Origin of the sequence: Micromonospora palythoicola, assembly GCF_036689795.1 — a bacterium.
GTDB lineage: Bacteria > Actinomycetota > Actinomycetes > Mycobacteriales > Micromonosporaceae > Micromonospora > Micromonospora palythoicola.
Map to the genome: position 1 here is coordinate 1 of NZ_JBAGKI010000023.1, position 18,076 is coordinate 18,076.

The 18,076-nt window shown below is 71.9% G+C and carries 16 protein-coding genes; 6 read left to right on the forward strand and 10 right to left on the reverse strand.

The features are described 5' to 3' along the window. Positions 1 to 61 precede the first annotated feature (61 nt). The gene (locus V5O40_RS12975; protein ID WP_281566010.1) at positions 62 to 817 is read right to left on the reverse strand and encodes an ABC transporter permease; all 756 of its coding nucleotides are present in this window, start codon (positions 815 to 817) and stop codon (positions 62 to 64) included. Between the two features lie 17 nt (positions 818 to 834). After that, positions 835 to 1,794 (reverse strand): ATP-binding cassette domain-containing protein, encoded by a 960-nt coding sequence (locus tag V5O40_RS12980; RefSeq protein WP_332905665.1) that lies wholly within the window; start codon positions 1,792 to 1,794, stop codon positions 835 to 837. Between the two features lie 185 nt (positions 1,795 to 1,979). Between V5O40_RS12980 and V5O40_RS12985 the strand changes: the two genes are divergently transcribed. Further along, complete coding sequence (locus V5O40_RS12985; protein WP_332905666.1) at positions 1,980 to 3,734, forward strand: acetyl/propionyl/methylcrotonyl-CoA carboxylase subunit alpha; 1,755 nt, start codon at positions 1,980 to 1,982, stop codon at positions 3,732 to 3,734. 14 nt (positions 3,735 to 3,748) lie between these two features. Here V5O40_RS12985 and V5O40_RS12990 read toward each other — a convergent pair whose 3' ends face one another. Continuing rightward, entirely contained in the window at positions 3,749 to 4,645 is an 897-nt protein-coding gene (locus V5O40_RS12990) for a LysR family transcriptional regulator ArgP (RefSeq protein WP_332905667.1), read from the reverse strand. A gap of 70 nt (positions 4,646 to 4,715) precedes the next feature. On the opposite strand from V5O40_RS12990, the gene V5O40_RS12995 reads away from it, so the two are divergent. Next, a complete protein-coding gene (locus V5O40_RS12995) occupies positions 4,716 to 5,312 on the forward strand; it encodes a LysE/ArgO family amino acid transporter (RefSeq protein WP_332905668.1) in 597 nt (198 codons plus the stop codon). Positions 5,313 to 5,326: 14 nt separating this feature from the next. Next, complete coding sequence (locus V5O40_RS13000) at positions 5,327 to 6,766, forward strand: GuaB1 family IMP dehydrogenase-related protein (RefSeq protein ID WP_332905669.1); 1,440 nt, start codon at positions 5,327 to 5,329, stop codon at positions 6,764 to 6,766. 12 nt (positions 6,767 to 6,778) lie between these two features. On the opposite strand, the gene thrS is transcribed toward V5O40_RS13000, so the two are convergent. Further along, on the reverse strand, positions 6,779 to 7,999 hold the full coding sequence (gene thrS / locus V5O40_RS13005; protein WP_332905670.1) for a threonine--tRNA ligase: 1,221 nt from the start codon (positions 7,997 to 7,999) through the stop codon (positions 6,779 to 6,781). Positions 8,000 to 8,530: 531 nt separating this feature from the next. Here thrS and V5O40_RS13010 point away from each other — a divergent pair. Beyond that, a complete protein-coding gene (locus tag V5O40_RS13010) occupies positions 8,531 to 9,175 on the forward strand; it encodes a DUF998 domain-containing protein (RefSeq protein ID WP_332905671.1) in 645 nt (214 codons plus the stop codon). Here the strand turns inward: V5O40_RS13010 and V5O40_RS13015 are convergent. Further along, positions 9,109 to 10,512: an NAD(P)H-quinone dehydrogenase gene (locus V5O40_RS13015; RefSeq protein WP_164446144.1), complete on the reverse strand. Its 1,404-nt coding sequence runs from the start codon at positions 10,510 to 10,512 to the stop codon at positions 9,109 to 9,111. The genes V5O40_RS13010 and V5O40_RS13015 overlap by 67 nt on opposite strands. A gap of 106 nt (positions 10,513 to 10,618) precedes the next feature. Between V5O40_RS13015 and V5O40_RS13020 the strand changes: the two genes are divergently transcribed. Further along, positions 10,619 to 11,074, forward strand: coding sequence for a gamma-glutamylcyclotransferase (locus V5O40_RS13020; protein ID WP_269739856.1), 456 nt, complete (start codon positions 10,619 to 10,621; stop codon positions 11,072 to 11,074). Positions 11,075 to 11,167: 93 nt separating this feature from the next. Here V5O40_RS13020 and V5O40_RS13025 read toward each other — a convergent pair whose 3' ends face one another. The 3 genes from V5O40_RS13025 to V5O40_RS13035 form a co-directional block, all read right to left on the reverse strand. Further along, positions 11,168 to 11,905, reverse strand: a complete 738-nt coding sequence (locus V5O40_RS13025; RefSeq protein ID WP_332905672.1) for an SCO6745 family protein — start codon at positions 11,903 to 11,905, stop codon at positions 11,168 to 11,170. A gap of 86 nt (positions 11,906 to 11,991) precedes the next feature. Beyond that, positions 11,992 to 12,915: a hypothetical protein gene (locus tag V5O40_RS13030; protein ID WP_332905673.1), complete on the reverse strand. Its 924-nt coding sequence runs from the start codon at positions 12,913 to 12,915 to the stop codon at positions 11,992 to 11,994. A gap of 3 nt (positions 12,916 to 12,918) precedes the next feature. Then, entirely contained in the window at positions 12,919 to 13,551 is a 633-nt protein-coding gene (locus V5O40_RS13035) for an MBL fold metallo-hydrolase (RefSeq protein WP_332905674.1), read from the reverse strand. A 114-nt stretch (positions 13,552 to 13,665) separates the two neighbouring features. Between V5O40_RS13035 and V5O40_RS13040 the strand changes: the two genes are divergently transcribed. Next, positions 13,666 to 14,628 carry a DUF4349 domain-containing protein gene (locus V5O40_RS13040; protein ID WP_332905675.1) on the forward strand — a complete coding sequence of 321 codons (963 nt, stop codon included), beginning with the start codon at positions 13,666 to 13,668 and terminating at the stop codon, positions 14,626 to 14,628. Here V5O40_RS13040 and V5O40_RS13045 read toward each other — a convergent pair. Together V5O40_RS13045 and V5O40_RS13050 are read right to left on the reverse strand one after the other, a co-directional pair. Then, positions 14,585 to 15,844 (reverse strand): amidohydrolase, encoded by a 1,260-nt coding sequence (locus V5O40_RS13045; protein ID WP_332905676.1) that lies wholly within the window; start codon positions 15,842 to 15,844, stop codon positions 14,585 to 14,587. The genes V5O40_RS13040 and V5O40_RS13045 overlap by 44 nt on opposite strands. A 466-nt stretch (positions 15,845 to 16,310) precedes the next feature. Further along, on the reverse strand, positions 16,311 to 17,894 hold the full coding sequence (locus V5O40_RS13050; RefSeq protein ID WP_269739862.1) for an acyl-CoA mutase large subunit family protein: 1,584 nt from the start codon (positions 17,892 to 17,894) through the stop codon (positions 16,311 to 16,313). Positions 17,895 to 18,076 lie beyond the last annotated feature (182 nt).

Consider the following 18,076-nt stretch of genomic DNA (forward strand, 5'->3'; position numbering starts at 1 on the left):
CATGCCGCAACCCGGGCCGCCAACCACCCGGCCGGACCGGCGACCGACCGGCGGGGGTGGGTCAGCGGACGCTGCGGGCGAACTGGCGGGCGGCCCAGTAGACGCCGGCTGCGGCGAGCACCGCGATGATGCTCAACCCCTGCCAGACCCGGTCGTCGCCGATGTCGCCGTTGAACAGGGCGCGGGTGCCGTCGACCGCCCAGGAGAACGGGTTCCACTTGGCGACGCCCTGCAACCAGCCCGGGGCGAAGGCGAGCGGCAGCAGGATGCCGGAGAGCAGCAGCACCGGCTGGGCCACGGTGTTCATCAGCGGCGCCAGGGCGTCCTCGCTCTTCACCTTCAGCGCGACGCCGTAGGAGACCGCCGAGGTCATCAGCGCGATCAGGGCGAGCATCAGGTACGCCAGCAACAGGTCACCGATGAACACCCGCAGGTCGAACAGGAGCGCGAGCAGCGTGATGATGACGGCCTGGGTCATCAGCGACACCACGTCGCGCAGTGACCGGCCGAGCAGCAGGGCGAGCCGGCTGACCGGAGTGACCCGGGAGCGTTCGATGACCCCGGCCCGTAGTTCGGCGATGAGGCCGAAGCCCTGGAAGAGGCCACCGAAGATGGCCAGCAGGACCAGCAGACCGGGCACGAAGATCTTGTACGCCTCGGCCTGGGTCGGCGCGCCCAGCGCCGGCTTGAGCAGCGGGGCGAAGAGCAGCAGGTACATCACCGGTTGGAAGACACCGACGAAGACCCACACGGGGTTGCGCAGCAGCAGGTTCAGCTGCCGTTGGAAGATCAACCAGGTGTCGCGAGCGAGCTTCATGAGATCTCCGGGTCGGGTCAGGACTCGCGCAGCGAGCGGCCGGTCTTGGTGAGGAAGACGTCGTCGAGGCTCGGGCGGTGCAGCTCGATCGACCTGAGGTCGAGACCCGCCGCGTCGACCCGGCGCAGGATCCGCGGGATGGCGGTGGCGCCCTCGTCGACGAAGAGCCGCAACCCGCCCTCGTCGAGCAGTTCCAGCCGGTTCACGTACTCCTCGCCGTCGAGCAGTTTCTGGGCCTCGCCGGTGGCGGTGACGTCCAGGCCGACCTGCACCACGTCACCGGAGATCTCCCGTTTGAGGTCGGCCGGCGTGCCCTCGGCGACCACCTCGCCGTGATCCATGATCGCGATGCGGTCGCAGAGCGCGTCGGCCTCGTCCAGGTAGTGCGTGGTGATGAAGACCGTCATTCCGTCGGCGCGCAACCGGCGGATCTCGTCCCACATGTGCGCGCGGCTCTGCGGGTCGAGCCCGGTGGTCGGCTCGTCCAGGAAGACGATCTTCGGCTCGTGGATGATGCCGAGCGCGATCTCGACCCGGCGTCGCTGGCCACCGGAGTACGTCTTGCACTTGCGGTCGGCGAACTCGACGAGTTGGAACGCCTCCAGCGCCCGGGCCGCCCGTCGTTGCGCCTCGGTCTTGCGGATGCCGTACATCCGGGCCTGGAGCACCAGTTCCTCGCGACCGGTGGATTCGTCCCAGGTGCTGCCGCCCTGGGCCACGTAGCCGATCCGGCGACGCACCTCACCCGGGTCCTTGAGCAGGTCGGCGCCGGCGATGGTGGCCTGGCCCCCGTCCGGCTCGATCAGGGTCGCCAGCATCCGTAGCGTGGTGGTCTTGCCCGCACCGTTCGGGCCCAGGAACCCGAAGATCTCACCGGCCGGGACGTCGAGGTCGACGCCGCGTACCGCCTCGACGGTTTTCGTCTCCCGACCGGCCCGGCTGCGGAACGACTTCCGCAGCCCTCTGGTCTCGATCATGTCCTGCTCCCCGCTCGTGGCCGCTGTCGGCCATCATCGTCACCGGCACTCGACCACATCGGTACGACACCACGCCGCTCAATTACCGCGCCCGGACAGTGCGCCATCCCACACTGAGCGATCGTTAGGGCCATCGGGGTGCCCGATAAACTCCCGGTCAGTAACCCGCCGGGAGGAGCCACCAGGTGCGCAAGGTACTCATCGCCAACCGAGGCGAGATCGCCGTCCGGGTCATCCGCGCCTGCCGGGACGCGGGCCTGGGCAGCGTCGCGGTGTACGCCGACTCGGACCGGGAGGCCCTGCACGCCACGCTCGCCGACGAAGCGTACGCCCTCGGTGGTGACACCGCCGCGGATTCCTACCTGCGCATCGACAAGCTGATCGACGTCGCCCGACGTTCCGGCGCGGACGCGGTGCATCCCGGGTACGGCTTCCTCTCCGAGAACGCCGACTTCGCCCAGGCGGTCATCGACGCCGGCCTGACCTGGATCGGTCCCACCCCGCAGGCGATCCGGGACCTGGGTGACAAGGTGACCGCCCGGCACATCGCCCAGCGGGCCGGCGCCCCCTTGGTCCCCGGCACCGCGGACCCGGTCGGCGGCCCCGACGAGGTGCTGGCCTTCGCCGTCGACCACGGCCTGCCGGTCGCGATCAAGGCGGCCTTCGGCGGCGGTGGGCGCGGGCTGAAGGTGGCCCGCACGATGGAGGAGATCCCGCAGCTGTTCGAGTCGGCCACCCGGGAGGCGATCGCCGCGTTCGGGCGGGGCGAGTGCTTCGTCGAGCGGTACCTCGACCAGCCCCGCCACGTGGAGGCGCAGGTCCTCGCCGACCAGCACGGCAACGTGATCGTGGTGGGCACCCGGGACTGCTCGTTGCAGCGCCGCCACCAGAAGTTGGTCGAGGAGGCGCCGGCACCGTTCCTCACCGCCGCGCAGCGGGCCCAGATCCACGACAGTGCCAGGGCGATCTGCCGGGAGGCCGGCTATCACGGCGCCGGCACGGTCGAGTACCTGGTCGGTAACGACGGCACCATCTCCTTCCTGGAGGTCAACACCCGACTTCAGGTGGAACACCCGGTCACCGAGGAGACCGCCGGCATCGACCTGGTCCGCGAGCAGTTCCGCATCGCCGACGGCGAGAAGCTGCGGTTCACCGAGGACCCGACCCCGCGCGGGCACTCCATCGAGTTCCGGATCAACGGCGAGGATCCCGGCCGCAACTTCCTGCCCGCCCCCGGCACCGTCACCGCGCTGCGGCTGCCCACCGGCCCCGGGGTACGGGTGGACGCCGGCATCTCGGCCGGCGACGTGATCGGCGGCAACTTCGACTCGCTGCTCGCCAAGGTCATCATCACCGGTGAGACCCGGACCGAGGCGTTGGAGCGGGCCCGCCGGGCGCTTGACGAGATGGTGGTCGAGGGGATGGCCACGGCGCTGCCGTTCCACCGTCTGGTGGTGCGCGACCCGGCGTTCACCGCCGAGCCGTTCCGCGTGCACACCCGGTGGATCGAGACGGAGTTCGACAACACCGTGCCGCCGTTCACCGCCGCCGCCGGAGCCGTCGCCGGTCCCGCGGAACGCGAGACCGTCGTGGTCGAGGTGGGCGGCAAGCGGTTGGAGGTGAGCCTTCCCGCCGGTCTCGGCGCTGGTACGGCCGGTGCCGCCGCGCCAGCCGCGCGGAAGCCCACCCGCCGGGGCGGCGGGACCACGGCGGGCGCGGCGGCGAGCGGTGACTCGCTCACCTCGCCCATGCAGGGCACCATCGTCAAGATCGCGGTCGCCGACGGCGACACGGTTGCCGAGGGTGACCTGATCGTGGTGCTGGAGGCGATGAAGATGGAGCAACCCCTGCACGCCCACAAGGCCGGTACGGTCAGTGCCCTGTCGGCAGAGGTCGGTGCGGTGATCACCGCGGGCGCGGCGATCTGCACCATCGCCTGAGGCGTGACCGGACGTCAGCGGAGGGTTTCGGCGGCGACGGCGCAGACGGCGGCGGTCAACGCGGTCAGCACCGTCGAGTCGAGCCGCCAGTGCTGCCAGTACAGCGGCACGTCCAGCACGCGTCCGGGGGCGATGTCCACGCAGCGCCCGGCGGCCACGTCGGCGTCGGCGAGCTGCTCGGCCATCAACCCCCAGCCGAGCCCGAGTCGGATCGATTCGTTGAAGGCGGGTACCGACGGCACGTAGTGCACGGGCGGATCGAGGTCGCGTCCGGTCACCGTACGCAGGAAGCGGTGTTGGATGCGGTCCTTGCGGTCGAAGACCACCACCGGCGCGGCGGCCGCCGACGTGCGGGTCAGCCCGTCGGCGAACCAGCGGTCGACAAGCGCGGGCGTGGCCAGGGCCCGGTAGCGCATCGCGCCGAGCCGGCGTACCCGGCAGCCCTGCACGGCTTCGCGCTGGGCGGTGACCGCGGCGGTGACCGTGCCGGCGCGCAGCAGCTCGGCGGTGTGGTCCTGGTCGTCCTGCCGGATGTCGAAGGACAACTCCGGCTGCTCGGGCAGCCGGGCCAGGGCGGCCGGGAACCAGGTGGCGAGCGAGTCGGCGTTGACCACGATGGCGACCCGGGTACGCCCCCGGTCGCCGCCGAGCGGGCCTCGGGCGTCGGCCAGCGCCTCCCGTTCCAGCAGCGCGAGCTGGCCGGCCAGGCGCAGCAGTGGGCGACCGGCCTCGGTGGCGTCGCAGGGCCGATGGCGGCGGACGAGCACCTGTCCGACGGTCTCCTCCAGCGCCTTGATCCGTTGGCTGACCGCCGACGGCGTGACGTGCAGCAGGCGGGCCGCCGCCTCGAAGCTGCCCTCGGCGACGACGGCCGCGAGCGTACGGAGCTGGGTGGAGTCGACGCCACTCATGTAGGTGAGCTTAACCAGCTGAAGAATCTTTAGCTGGACTCAGGAAAGAGGCACCTCTAGCGTCGGCCGCATGCTCACCTCCGTCGTCGCCGGCTTCTCCCTCTCCATCGCCCTCATCGTCGCCATCGGCGCGCAGAACGCGTTCGTGCTGCGCCAGGGCCTGCGCCGGGAGCACGTGGTGCCGGTGGTGCTGACCTGCGCGCTCTCCGACGCCTTGCTGATCGGGGTGGGCATCGCCGGGGTGGGCTCGATCGTGGCCGGCCGCCCGGTCCTGCTCACCGCGATCCGTTGGGGTGGGGCGGCCTTCCTCCTCGGGTACGCGGCACTCGCCGCCCGCCGGGCGTTGCGGCCCGCCGCGCTCACGCCGGCCGACCGGCCCCCGGCCCGGCTCGGCCCGACGCTGCTGGCCTGCCTCGCCTTCACCTACCTCAACCCGCACGTCTACCTCGACACGGTGCTGCTCCTCGGCGGCGTCGCCCAGCAGCACCCGCACCGGTGGCTGTTCGGGGTGGGCGCGGCCAGCGCCAGTGTGTTCTGGTTCGCCGCCCTCGGAGCCGGCGCGTACCGGCTCGCCCCACTGCTCGCACGCCGGCGGGTCTGGCAGGTGCTCGACGGCGTGATCGCGGTGGTGATGATCGCAGTGGCGGTGGCCCTGCTACTCAGCTGAGTCATGATGGCCGGGTGCGGTTCCTCAACGGCGTGAATCCCGGGTACGACCTGACCTACAACGACGTCTTCATGGCACCGGCCCGCTCGGAGGTGGGTTCGCGCCTCGACGTGGACCTGGCCACCGGTGACGGCACCGGTACCACCATCCCGCTGGTCGTTTCGAACATGACGGCGGTCGCCGGCCGGCGGATGGCCGAGACGGTGGCCCGACGCGGCGGCATCGCGGTGATCCCGCAGGACATCCCGATCGACGTGGTGGCGGAGGTGGTCGCCTGGATCAAGCAGCGGCACCTGGTGCACGACACGGCGATCGCGCTAGGCCCGAACGACACCGTCGGTGACGCCATCCACCTGCTGCCCAAGCGGGCGTACGGTGCGGTGATCGTGGTGGACGACGACGGCCGCCCGATGGGGGTGGTGACCGAGGCCGACACGGTCAGCGTGGACCGTTTCACCCAACTGCGGCACGTGATGTCGACCGAGTTGCACACGGTGCCCGTCGACGCGGATCCGCGTACCGGCTTCGACCGGCTCTCGGCGGGCCGGCGGCGACTGGCACCCGTGGTGGACGACGCGGGCCGCCTGGTCGGCGTGCTCACCCGTCCCGGTGCGCTGCGGGCGACGCTCTACAAGCCGGCGGTGGACGCCCACGGTCGACTGCGGATCGCGGCGGCGGTGGGCATCAACGGCGACGTGGCGGGCAAGGCGAAGGCGCTGCTGGAGGCCGGGGTGGACACCCTGGTGGTGGACACCGCGCACGGCCACCAGGAGCGAATGATCTCCGCCCTGCGGACGGTACGGGGCCTTGACCCGGCCGTGCCGGTGGCGGCCGGCAACGTGGTCACCGCCGACGGGGTACGCGATCTGGTCGACGCGGGTGCCGACATCGTCAAGGTGGGTGTCGGTCCGGGCGCGATGTGCACCACCCGGATGATGACCGGAGTCGGTCGGCCGCAGTTCTCGGCGGTACTGGACTGCGCGGCGGCGGCGCGGGCCCTGGGTCGCCACGTCTGGGCCGACGGTGGGGTGCGGCACCCTCGGGACGTGGCGCTGGCGCTGGCCGCCGGGGCGTCCAACGTGATGATCGGCTCCTGGTTCGCCGGCACCTACGAGTCCCCCGGTGACCTCTTCACCGACGAGGAGGGCCGGCGCTACAAGGAGAGTTTCGGCATGGCCTCGGCGCGGGCGGTGAGCGCGCGTACCGGCGACGACAGCCCTTACGACCGCGCCCGCAAGGCGATCTTCGAGGAGGGCATCTCGTCGGCCCGGATGTACCTGGATCCGACCCGTCCCGGGGTGGAGGACCTGATCGACGAGATCATCTCGGGGGTGCGGAGCGCCTTCACCTACGCCGGTGCGCGCACCCTCGACGAGTTCCACGAGCGGGTGCTGATCGGCGTGCAGAGCACTGCCGGCTACACCGAGGGCATGCCCCTGCCGACCAGTTGGTGACGGCCGTGCCGGCTACCTGCCGGGCAGCAGGTCTCCGGAGTGGGCGGCCACCACCGAGGCGATCAGCCCGATCGCCTCGGCCGCCGGCTGCGGCTCCAGCGAGCGGCCGTCGCGCAACCGCAACGCCACCCGGCCGTCGGCCGCCTCCCGGGCACCCACCACGGCGGCGTACGGGATCCGGCGGCGTACCGCGTCGCGGACCCGGGCACCGAGCGAGCCGGCGTGGTCGACCTCGACCCGCAGTCCCGCCTCGGTGGCCTGCCGAGCCAGGTCGGCCGCGGCCTCGGCCTGGTCGTCGCCGACCGGCAGGACGACCAACTGCACGGGCGCGTACCAGGGCGGGAAGGCCCCCCCGTGCACCTCGATCAGGTACGCGAACAGCCGCTCCATGCTGCCGGCCAGGCTGCGGTGCACCATCACCGGACGCCGGCGGGCACCATCGCCGTCGGTGTACGCCAGGTCGAACCGCTCCGGCTTGTCGAAGTCGAGCTGGACGGTGGAGAGGGTGTACTCGCGGTCGGCCGCGTCCCGCACCTGGATGTCGATCTTCGGACCGTAGAAGGCGGCCTCGCCTGGTACCTCGGTGTACGGCTCCCCGTCGAGCGCGGCGCGGAGCAGGTCCTCGGCCCGCGCCCACTGCGCGTCGTCGCCGACGTACTTCTCCCCCGGCCCGCGCAGCGACAGCCGTACCCCCGCCGGCCGCACGCCCAGCGCCGCGTGCGCGGTCCGGATCAGCCGCAGGATCTCCGACACCTCCTGGCCAACCTGCTCCAGGGTGCAGAAGTTGTGCGCGTCGTTGAGGGTGATGGCGCGCACCCGGGAGAGCCCGCCGAGCACTCCCGAACGTTCCGCGCGGTACATGCCCCCGATCTCCGAGACCCGCAGCGGCAGTTCCCGGTAGGAACGCCCACGGGACCGGTACACCAGGGCATGGTGCGGGCAGAGCGCCGGCCGGAGCAGCAACTCGTCGTCGCCCTCCCCCGGCCGCATCGCGGGGAACATCTCGGCGGCGAAGTAGCCGAGATGCCCGGAGACCTCGAACAGCTCCCGCCGGCCCAGCGGCGGGGTGTACACCTGCTGGTAGCCCGCCCGGCGTTCCAGGTCACGCAGGTACTCCTCGACGGCGTGCCGGGCGGCGGCACCGGCCGGCAGCCAGATCGGCAGGCCGGCACCGCAGAGCGGATCGGTGGCGAACAGGTCCAGGTCCCGGCCCAGCCGGCGGTGGTCGATCATGACAGGCTCCTTGGCGGTACGCCCCGACACGACCCCTGACCCACGACGCACGAGTGCCCCGGGCGGATCGCCCGGGGCACTCGATAGACGAAGACGTCAGTGCGGCGCGCCAGGCTTCCCCGGCGTCGTCGTCAGCACCGCACTGCACATGCGCGGAAGCGTACGCCCGCCCCGCGCACCGCCGCACCTCTTTTGACCGGGCCGCTGGCACGGGACCTGCCAGCGGCCCGGCGGCGGCCCGGGCGTCAGGAACGGGGGACCCGACGCTCGCCGGGCCGCGCGCCGACAACGGTACGCCGCCGAGGGAGATTTCGGCGACCGCGCCTCGCCGTCAACCACCATCGATATGTCACGGGTACCCCGCACGCGTGCGCCGCGCATCCGGTCAGGAGTACCGCCGGCCGGGTGCCCGACCATCCGGAGCAGCCGGTCACCCGGGGAAAACCGGATGACCCGTCGGGGTGGTCCCGGGGTCGGATTTCGGTGCTCGTCCCGGATCCGCCCGAGGTACCCGCGACGACAGGCTGAGACATGCCTGGAATCCGGCACCACGGGACACTGGCCCTCGCTGGGATCGTCGTCGCGGCGGTGCTCACCGTCATCGGTCACGCCGGGGTCGACGACCTGGATCCGGTCAGCCTGACCGTCAGCGACTACGCCGTCTCCGACTCCGGCGGGATCATCCACGTGGCCATGCTGCTGCTCGCCGCCGCCTCCGCCGTACTCATCCCGACGCTGGGCCGACTCGGTCCACCGCGCGGTCGACGATCCGCCGCCGCCGAGTGGCTGTTGGCGGCCTGGGCGGGCGGGTTGCTGGTGTCGGGTCTGGTGCCGACCAACCCGCCCGGCACCGAGATGGGTACGGCCGCTCACGTGCACCGGTACGCCTCGGTGATCGCCTTCGTGGCGCTGCCGGTGGCCGGCTGGCTGCTCGCCGCCCGGCTGCCCGCCGGTGCCCGGGCCGGGCGCTGGCTGCGGGTGCTGACCGTGACCAGCCTGCTGCTGGCCACGGTCATGGCCTGGTCCGCCTACCCCGGCGACCGCGCCTACTACGGCCTCATCGAGCGCTTCCTCATCCTCGCCGAGGTGGCCCTGCTCACCGTCATCGCCTACTCCAGCTCGTGGAGCATCAGTTGGCGGCCGGCTTCGGTGACCGAGCCGGAGAGGCTGGGGTAGATGGTGATGGTCTGCGCCAGTTCGTTGACGGTGAGGTTGTTCTCCACGGCCAGCGTGATCGGCATGATCAGTTCGCTGGCCTTCGGTGCGACCACCACTCCGCCGATCACCTGACCGCTGGCCGGGCGGCAGAACAACTTGACGAAGCCGTCCGGGATCTCGTCCATCTTCGCCCGGGCGTTGCCACCCAGCGGCAGCATCACCTGACGCGCCGGCACCTTGCCGGCGTCCACCTCGTCCTGCGAGACCCCGACCGTGGCCAGTTCCGGGTCGGTGAAGACGTTCGCCGAGACGGTACGCAGCCGCAACGGCCGGACCGCCTCACCGAGCGCGTGCCACATCGCGATCCGGCCCTGCATCGCGGCGACGCTGGCCAGCGGCAGCACGCCGGTGCAGTCGCCGGCCGCGTAGATGCCGGGCACGTTGGTCCGGGAAACCCGGTCCACCGTCACGTAGCCACCCCGGGCCAACTCGACGCCGTACTCGGCCAGGCCCAGCTCGGCGGTGTTGGGGATCGAACCGACCGCGATCAGGGCGTGCGACCCGGTGACCGTACGGCCGTCGGAGAGCTCGACCTCGACGCCGTCGGCGGTGCGTCGGACGCCCTCGGCGCGGGAGTTGTTCAGGATGCTCATGCCCCGGGTCCGGAAGACCCGCTCGATCGCCTGCGCGGCGTCGGCGTCCTCGTGCGGCATCACCCGGTCGCGGCTGGAGACCAGGGTCACCTCGACGCCCATCGCGAGGTACGCGCTGGCGAACTCGGCACCGGTGACGCCGGACCCGACCACGATCAGGTGCTCGGGCAGCTCGGGCAGGTCGTACACCTGCCGCCAGGTCAGGATGCGCTCACCGTCGGGCAGCGCGGTGGGCAGTTGGCGGGGTGTGGCACCGGTGGCGATCAGCACGGTCGAGGCGTCGATGGCGTACGCGGCCTCCTCGCCGTCCGGCGTGACGATCACCCGGTGGGTGTGACCGAGCGTGTCCTCGCCGAGCCGGGCGCGCCCGGACACGAAGGTGACCCCGGCCTTCACCAGCTTCGCGTGGATGTCGGCGGACTGTGCCAGGGCGAGCCGCTTGACCCGGTCGTTGACCGCCTGGGCGTCGACGGTGACCGCCTCCAGCCCGTCGGAGTGCACCCCGAACACCTCGGTGTCGCGGTAGCCGGTCACCACCTCCGAACTGGCGATGAACGTCTTCGACGGTACGCAGTCCGACAGCACGCAGGCGCCACCGGCGCCCTCGGCCTCCACGACTGTGACGTCGGCGTCCAACTGGGCCGCCACCAGTGCCGCCTCGTAGCCCGCCGGCCCCCCGCCGATGATCACGATCCGGCTCACCACGACCGCCCTTCCTCCATGCTCACAGTGACTTTCTTCTCCCCGGCGCGTCCGACACGCACCGTCGTATTCTCCCCCACGCTCCGGCCGGGCTATCGTCATCGCCGTGCGTCATTACGCCGCCTACGGCTCGAACCTGGACCCCGCGCGAATGCGTGCCTACTGTCCGCATTCCCCGATGGTGGGCATCGGCTGGCTGGAAGGCTGGCGGCTCACCTTCGCCGGTGAGGATGTCATCGGCTGGGAGGGCGCGGTCAGCACCGTGGTCGAGTCGCCCGGCGACCGGGTGTTCGTGGCGCTCTACGACATCCACCCGTACGACGCGGCCCAGTTGGACGAGATCGAGGGGGTCACCTCCGGCACGTACCGGAAGCTGACCGTCCGCGTCTCGACCTTGGACGGCGATGTCACCGCCTGGGTCTACGTCTTCGACGGTTACGAGGGCGGCCTGCCCACGTCCTGGTACCTCTCGGAGATCGCGAACGCCGCCGAGAAGGCGGGCGCGCCGGACGACTACGTCACCGACCTGCGGTCCCGGCCCACCGGCACCGCGTCGGCGTAGCTCGTCTCCCACCGCTCCAGTCTGCTACCGGTGGTGATGGCGCCGGGCGCCGACCCCGGGTCTCGGGAAGATCGTCCCGGGATGGCCCGGTTCTCAGCGCTGTGCGTGGGTCCGTGCCAGGGTCAGCAGCTCGACCAGTTCCGCACCGTCGGCGGGACCGAGCGCCGTGAACGCCGGGGCGACGAGCCGGTCGGTCATCGCCTCGGCCCACAGCCGCCGCCGCACCAGCGGTCCGACCGGTGGGTACGGTGGCGGCCAGCCGCAGGCCATCGCCCCGCTGGCCCCCTCCGGGCCGGACAGCACCGCCTCCAGCGGCGTCATCCCGCTGGCGCGTACGGCCACCAGGTGCGCCCCGGTGAAGTGTTCGCGCAGCAGGCGTAGGCCGGCGGCGACCCGGGCACCGGCCGTCGCCGCGTCCGACGGCATGGCCCGCCACGCCGCGAACAGTGGCATCGCACTGGCGTCGGCCGCTGCGACGGCCCGTTCCACGAGCACCGCGAGGCGGTCGACGCGGGGCAGGTCACCCAGCACCTCCTCACCCCACCGGCAGCACTCGGCGAGGCTGGCGGCGGCCACCTCGGCGGGCCGGACCGTGCGGGCGGCGGCGTCCCAGCCGTCGGCGACGGCGTCGGGGGCGATGAAGCCGAGCGCCGCCGCCACGGTCTCGGCCCGCACGTCACCGAGCGCGCCGGCCCGACCGGTGACGTAGAAGGCCCACCCGGAGATGCCGAGCAGCCGAGCCCGACGCAGCGTGGTCGGGCACCTGGTGTACGCCTCCCCGAGGATGAGCACCGCCGGCTTGCTGGCCGCCGCGACCTGCTCCGGCGTCATCCCGCCCCGCCCGCACGTGGTCCACCCGACGCCGGGTACGTGAAGGATCCACCCGAAGGTCCGTCCATGGGGGACCAGTCTGCCGGTCAATCGTCGGCGTCGGCATCCCCCTCCTCGGCGTCCAGTGCCTCCATGGCGGCCTCGACCTCGCCGGCCCGTCGACGGGCGGCGCTCACCGATCGTTCGGCGGCCCGCCGAGCCAGCCGGGAGCGGCTGAGTTCCTGCTCGGCCACGGCCCGGCGGCGTTCCAGTTCGGCCAGTTCCGCCTCGACGGCGTCCAGCGCGGCTGTCCCCTCGCGCTCGGCCTCGACCGCGCCGGCCAGGTCCGTCTCGGCCCGATCCTGGTCGGTACGCGCCCGGTCCAGCTCCTTCTGCAACGCCCTGCGGCGACGGGACCGTTCGGCGCGGGCGGCCCGCTGCGCCTGCTCGGCGCGCAGCGCACCCCGGTCCGGTGGGCGCTGCCGGACCGGCGCGGCGGGCGGCGGTTCCTCGTCGCCGGTGACCAGGCGCAGCTGCGGACGGGGTACCTCGCCGAACCCCGCGTAGTGGGCCGGACGCAGCAGCCGCCCGGAGCGCACCTGCTCGGCCACCTCGACGTCGGAGAGCGCGGCGTTGAGGGTCGCCTCCACCTCGGCCAGTGGCAGCTTCCCGCCCGACGGGGCACCCTCGACGCCGGCGGCGAGCCGGCGCACCTCGGCGACCAGCGCGCCGACCACGGCCCGCCGCTGCGCGGACAGCTCCCGCAGCCGCGGACCGCGCAGCTCCCGCTGCGCCTCCCGCAACGCTTCGGCCAGCTGTGCCAGCTCGGCCACCAGCTCCGGTCGCTCCAGCGCGAGCAGGTTGACCAGCCAGGCGGCCACGGTGGGTCGGCGCAGCCGGGCGATCTCCCGGGCGGTGCCCGGGTCACCGGCGCGGCGGGCCTGTGCCACGGCGTCGTCCCGGACGGCGACGAACCGGTCCGGCGGCGTGCGGTACAGCCGCTCGACGAGGTCGGGAGGCGGGCCGGGCATCGCTCAGCCGTCGATCCGGCTGCCCGGCTCCAGCCGCTGGTACTCGCTGCCGGACAGCGCCGTGTACTGCCGGTCGAGCACCGCGTAGCCGTTGTCGTTGAGCAGGGCGTCGTGCAGCGCGAAGACCCGACGCGGCGCCACCGCCCGGATGAAGTCGACCACCTCGGAGAACTTCGACCAGGGGGCGTGGATCGGGGCGAAGAGGGTGTCGACCTGGACCTCGTCCGGGACGTACAGGGCGTCACCCGGGTGATAGACGACGTCGTTGAGCAGGTAGCCGAGGTTGTCGATCACGGGGATGTCGGGGTGGATCACCGCGTGCCGGCCGCCGTGGGCGCGTACCGGGATGCCGGCGGCGGTGAACGCCTCGCCGGCAGACACCGGACGCAGCACGTCGGCCGCGTCACCGAGGGCACCGGCCAGCGACGCCGGGCCGTGGATGACGAAGGGGCGCCGCGCCAACTGCCGGTGCACCGCCGCCGCGTCGAGGTGGTCCGGGTGCTCGTGGGTGATCAGTACGGCGTCGGCCCCGTCCAACGCCACCGCCGGCTCACTGAACATCCCCGGGTCGATGACCAGCACTCCCCCGTCGTGCTCGACCCGCAGGCACGAGTGGGCGTACTTGGTGAGCCGCATCGTGATGCCTCCCATATCGATTCGTGACGTCCTGAGCGCAGTCTGCCGGAACCCGCGCGGTGGTGTGTGGCGTCCGAGCCATTGCCCGCTCGGGCAGCAGAGAGGGGAACGGGGATGGAGATGCGAAGAGCCCGCCGGCACGGGACCGCGGCGGTGGCGACTCTGGCCGCGCTGCTGATGCTCGCCGGCTGCGGCAGCGGCAGCGACTCGGGGACCACCGACAGCGCCGCCGCGCCGGCCCAGGAAGGCGGGGGCGCCCCGGCGGAGGCCGGCGGTGACGCGCAGGGCGGGGCCGGGGCGGCGGCGGACACCCGGGTCGACCAGCGGTCCATCATCTACACCGGATCGATCCGGGTCCAGGTGAACGATGTGGACATCGCCGCCCGGGACGCCGCCGCGGCGGCCACCCGGGCCGGCGGCTTCGTCGGCGGCGACCAACGCCGCAGTACCGACGCGGACGCGGTGGCCGACCTCGAACTACGGGTGCCGGCGGAGCGGTTCTACGCGGTCGTGGAGGAACTGGCGGGTCTCGGCACCCAGGAGCGCCGGGAGATCGGCACGCAGGACGTCACCGAGGAGACCATCGACCTCGACGCCCGGATCGCCAGCCAGCGGGCCCGGGTGGAGAGTGCCCGACGGCTGCTCGCCCAGGCCGACTCGATAGGCGACCTGGTGAGCATCGAGAACGAACTGGCCCGCCGGGAGGCCGACCTCGCGTCGCTGGAGGCGAAGAAGCGGCGGCTGAGCGACCTCACCGCGCTGTCCACCATCACGGTCACCCTGGTGGGTCCGGGCGTCACCAGCGCCGAGGAGGAGGACCAGATCGGCTTCCTGGTCGGTCTCAAGGGTGGTTGGCAGGTCTTCCTGTCCTCGATGACCATCCTGCTCACCGTGCTGGGTGCGATCCTGCCGTGGCTGCTGGCGTTCGGCGTACCGCTGGGGGCGCTGTGGTGGCTGGCCCGTCGTCGGCGCCGGAACCGACCGGCGGTGCCGGCGCTGGTCGCGCCGGTCGGCGCGCCACCACCGCCGGGTGTCAGCGTGCCGCCGCCAGTGCCTGGAGCGCGGTCTGCACCATGAGGCGTACGCCCACCGGGATGGCCCGTTCGTCCACGTCGAACGACGCCCGGTGCAGATCCACGTTCGGCCCGGAGCGGCCGACCCCGAGGCGGGCCAGGGCACCGGGGACGTACTCCAGATACCAGGAGAAGTCCTCGCCGCCCATGCTCTGCGGGGTCTCCGCGATGCCCTCCGGGCCGAGCGCGGCGGCGGTGGCCGCGTTCAGCACCCCGATGGCCCGCGCGTCGTTGCAGACCGGTGGGCGACCGCGCAGGTACTCCAGGTCGACGGTGGCCCCGGTGGGCGCGATGACGTCCCGGACCACCTGCGAAACGATCTTCGGGGCCAGTTCCCAGGTGTCGCGGTCCATCACCCGCAGCGTGCCGGAGGCGGACGCCTCGGACGGGATGACGTTGTAGCGGGTGCCCGCGGAGGCGTGTCCGAAGACCAGCAGCAGTCCACTGTTCGCCGGCACCCGGCGGCTGACCAGGGCCGGCACCTCGGTGATCAGTCGGCCCAGCGCGTCCACCAGGTCCACGGTCAGGTGCGGGCGGGCGGTGTGGCCGCCCGGTCCGGTGAGCCGGACGGTGACGTTGTCGGCGGCGGCGGTGATCGGACCGACCCGCAGGCCCACCTGACCGACGGGCAGGTTCGGGTCGCAGTGCAGCGCGAAGATCTGCACCACGTCGTCGAGACCACCGGCCTCGATCACCTCGAGTGAGCCGCAGGGCAGGATCTCCTCGGCGGGCTGGAAGATCAGCCGGACCCGGCCCGGCAGCTCGCCCAGGTCGGCCAGCTGCGCGAGCAGCATGCCGACGCCCAACATGATCGTGGTGTGCACGTCGTGACCGCAGGCGTGGCAGACCCCGTCGACCGTGGAGCGGTACGGCACGTCCTTGACGTCGGTCAGCGGCAGCGCGTCGATGTCGGCGCGCAGCGCGATCACCGGACCGTCCGGGCGGCCGTTGATGTCGCAGATCACCCCGTTGCCCTTGGGCAGCAGGCGCGGCTGCAATCCGGCCAGCGAGAGTTCCCGTGCGACCAGGGCCGCGGTCTCGAACTCCGCGCCGGACAGCTCCGGGTGCGAGTGGATGTGACGGCGCGTGGCGATCAGGCCCGGTACCCGGAGGGCGAGCAGGTGGTCCAACTCGAAGGGCAGGGGCTGGGAACCGGTCGGCCCGTCCGGCCAGGACGGCGCCAGTTGGTGACCGGTAGGCATCGTCAACGCACTCGTCACGTCGAATTCTCTTCGATCACTAGAAATGGATGGATCATCGGGAACAGCAGACAGCGTAGACCCCCGACGGTGACTCTGCGCAACCTCGTTCCAGTGATGATCGGACCGCGCAGCGTCACGTATGCCCTGCTGAGAGCGTCCGTAGGCGGGCGGCGCAGCAGGTAGATCGCGGTCATACGCCGTCATCCACCCCTCACCTCCTACAACGCGTAATCGTGCCGAGAGCGCCGAGAATCTTCTCGGAACCCGCGTCGCCGTTCCGAATTGTCGCATTAGTCGTGCCGATGAACTGACGGTACGACAATTTCCCGACCACGCACTGCAACGATCACCCGAGGACGTTCACACGCACCGCACCCCGACGACCGCACACCGTGTGCGTCTGGGTGATCACCGACAGCGGAGTACCCGGGTGCGGCCCGTTCGACACGCTCGGCGACGGACCGGGCTCGGCACGAGCCGCCGGTCAGAACCGGTCGGTGGGCTGGTAACGACCCCAGACCTCGCGGAGCGCCCCGCACACCTCACCGACGGTGGCGCGCTCGCGCAGCGCCGCCTTCATCGGGTACAGCACGTTCGCGGTGCCGGCGGCGGCCTCCCGCAGCTCGACCAGGGCCCGCTCCACGGCCGCCGAGTCCCGCTGGGCCCGCAGCTTCGCCAGCCGCTCGGCCTGCGCCGCCTCGATCGCCGGATCGACCCGCAGCGGCTCGTACGGCTCCTCGGCGTCGATCGTGAACCGGTTGAGCCCGACCACCACCCGTTCACCCGAGTCGATCTCCTGCGCGATCCGGTACGCGGACTGCTCGATCTCCCGCTTCTGGAAGCCGACCTCGATCGCGTCCACCGCCGACCCGTGCTCGAAGACCCGGGCCATCAGCGCGTCCGCCGCCGTCTCGATCTCGGCGGTCATCGCCTCCACCACGTACGAGCCGGCGAACGGGTCGACCGTGGCGGTCAGGTCGGTCTCGTACGCCAACACCTGCTGGGTACGCAGCGCCAGCCTGGCCGCCTTCTCCGTGGGCAGCGCGATCGCCTCGTCGAAGCTGTTGGTGTGCAGCGACTGGGTGCCACCGAGCACCGCGCCGAGCCCCTGCACAGCCACCCGGACCAGGTTCACCTCGGGCTGCTGGGCGGTCAACTGCACGCCCGCGGTCTGGGTGTGGAAGCGCAGCATCATCGACTTCGGGTTCTTCGCGCCGAACTCGTCACGCATCACGCGGGCCCAGATCCGCCGGGCCGCCCGGAACTTCGCCACCTCCTCCAGCAGGGTGGTGCGGGCGACGAAGAAGAACGACAGCCGGGGGGCGAAGTCGTCCACGGCCAGCCCCGCGGCGATCGCCGCCCGGACGTACTCCACCCCGTTGGCGAGCGTGAACGCGATCTCCTGCACGGGCGAGGCGCCGGCCTCGGCCATGTGGTAGCCGGAGATGGAGATGGTGTTCCACTTCGGCACCTCGCTGCGGCAGTAGCCGAAGGTGTCGGCGACCAGCCGCAGCGAGGGCTTCGGCGGGAAGATGTACGTCCCCCGGGCGATGTACTCCTTGAGGATGTCGTTCTGGATGGTGCCGTTGAGCGCCGAACCCGGCACCCCGTTCTCCTCGGCGACGAGTTGGTAGAGCAGCAGCAGCACCGAGCCGGGCGCGTTGATCGTCATCGAGGTGGAGACCTTGTCCAGCGGAATGCCGTCGAACAGCAGCCGCATGTCCTCGATGGAGTCGATGGCCACGCCGACCTTGCCCACCTCGCCGTGCGCGATCGGGTCGTCGGAGTCGTACCCCATCTGGGTGGGCAGGTCGAAGGCGACCGACAGGCCCATGGTGCCGGCCCGCAACAACTGGTGGTAACGCGCGTTGGACTCGGTGGCGGTACCGAAGCCCGCGTACTGGCGCATCGTCCACGGACGGGAGGTGTACATGGTCGGGTAGACCCCACGGGTGTACGGGAACTCACCCGGTGCGCCGAGCCGGGAGTCCAGGTCGCCGGGAAGATCGTCGGGCGTGTAGACGCCCTTGATCGGGAAACCGGACTCGCTTGACCGCGGTTCGCTCATCAACGGATGGTAGGACGCGCGGCGGGCCTCCGACGGGTTAGGGGTACCCCACATCACGCCCGCGCTGCGGCGACAAGAGGTGAGTGGCCGCACACGTACCGTCGAGTAGTGGAAACGTCCGCCGCGCCGGCTTTCGCATCGGGCGCCTGAACCAGCAAGATAGGGGGGTTGTGTCCCAGCCC